The organism is Rhodococcus sp. G-MC3, assembly GCF_030063335.1.
Taxonomy (GTDB): Bacteria; Actinomycetota; Actinomycetes; order Mycobacteriales; family Mycobacteriaceae; genus Rhodococcoides.
This window is the reverse complement of sequence record NZ_JASISW010000087.1, coordinates 1-1,155: the sequence shown is the minus strand read 5'-3', so window position 1 is coordinate 1,155 and position 1,155 is coordinate 1. Positions and strand designations below refer to the sequence as shown.

Annotated in this window: 2 protein-coding genes; both read right to left on the bottom strand. The window is 59.4% G+C overall.

Translation table 11 applies throughout. The features are described 5' to 3' along the window. Window positions 1–389: 389 nt before the first annotated feature. A complete protein-coding gene (locus QMK17_RS26285; RefSeq protein WP_283512222.1) occupies window positions 390–731 on the bottom strand; it encodes a hypothetical protein in 342 nt (113 codons plus the stop codon). A 47-nt stretch (window positions 732–778) separates the two neighbouring features. Further along, on the bottom strand, window positions 779–958 hold the full coding sequence (locus tag QMK17_RS26280) for a hypothetical protein (protein ID WP_283512221.1): 180 nt from the start codon (window positions 956–958) through the stop codon (window positions 779–781). Window positions 959–1,155: the final 197 nt, after the last annotated feature.

Genomic DNA, 1,155 nt, shown 5'->3' with positions numbered 1-1,155 from the left:
GCTGGCAACCGCATTCGAACTGTGCACGTTAAACCGACCAACTCTCTTCGAGCTTCGACCCTGCAAGCATCTATCCTGACACGACATAGCGATTATCCCGCAACCCTCACGCAAGGTCCGTATCCACGTTCGGATCAGGTGCTTCGTCAAGACTTCCTTGACGGTGCGGTAACTGCGTTTTGCGCACCAAGACTTCAGTTCACCACCATCGAAGTCACGCGCCGGCCCGCGTTTCTCGTGCGCGTCTGTATCGCGCCGAAGGATGGGGGCGAGCGCACCCGAACTTTTGGCGTGAGTTGGCGAGTTTTTGCACGGCGTCGGGGACCGGCCGACCGGTTTTGGCGCTTGCTGCGACCGCGGCCTGTGCCGCTGCCCGGCGGACGGCGAGGCTACGAATGGCCGGGGCCGGATTCTTCGGTGTTGCTGTGGTCATTTCCAGCCTCCTCGTCGTACTCGGTGTCCGAGTCTCCGAGCGCTATTTGCTCGGCGATGACTTGGACGATGTCGGAGTCGCTGCGTGTAGCCAGTCTAGATGCGACCAGAGTTTCGATCACCTTCCATCCGAGTTGGGCTTCGGTGTCGGAGGTGCTGAAGGTGCGATCGAACGCCCAAGTGGTCCGTCGAAACCACTCGGAGCGGCGGTCTGCGGAGTTCTTCTGTTGCCAGGTGATGATGACACCGATGGTGGCGACCAGTCCGATGATCAGAGTGACCCACGCCTGCGCTGGCATCGTCGATGACTCCTTTCTGTCATGGGACGAGCTGGATGGGCAGAAGGCTAGGTGAATGCTCCGACACGGACGCCGCCGATCTGAGTTTCGGCGAGGAGCCCGGCAGGCTCGTCAGTCGGATACTTGGAGGAGGTCACTCCTTTGCTGTTGGTGGAGTCGAGTGACCATGTGAACGAGGATGGTCGGTGCAGAATGTTCTTGGTGTTGGGCGGATTCGAAAGTGCCATCTTTTAGTCATCTTTTTGAGTTGAACGCGTGCGAATCCTGCTGGACGTCGGTGGTCACTCGACTCCCTGAACTGAACCGCACCGGGTTGTCCGGAGGCTTCACTTCTTAGGAGAATGAAGCCATGGCACGACCGGCAAGCAACTACCCCACCGAGCTGCGTGAACGCGCTGTCGGCATGTTCACCGAGATCCGCAAG

Bases quoted from the DNA above. Each gene is read 5' to 3' on its own strand.
- QMK17_RS26280 (WP_283512221.1), bottom strand. From the start codon at position 958: ATGGCACTTTCGAATCCGCCCAACACCAAGAACATTCTGCACCGACCA.
- QMK17_RS26285 (WP_283512222.1), bottom strand. From the start codon at position 731: ATGCCAGCGCAGGCGTGGGTCACTCTGATCATCGGACTGGTCGCCACC.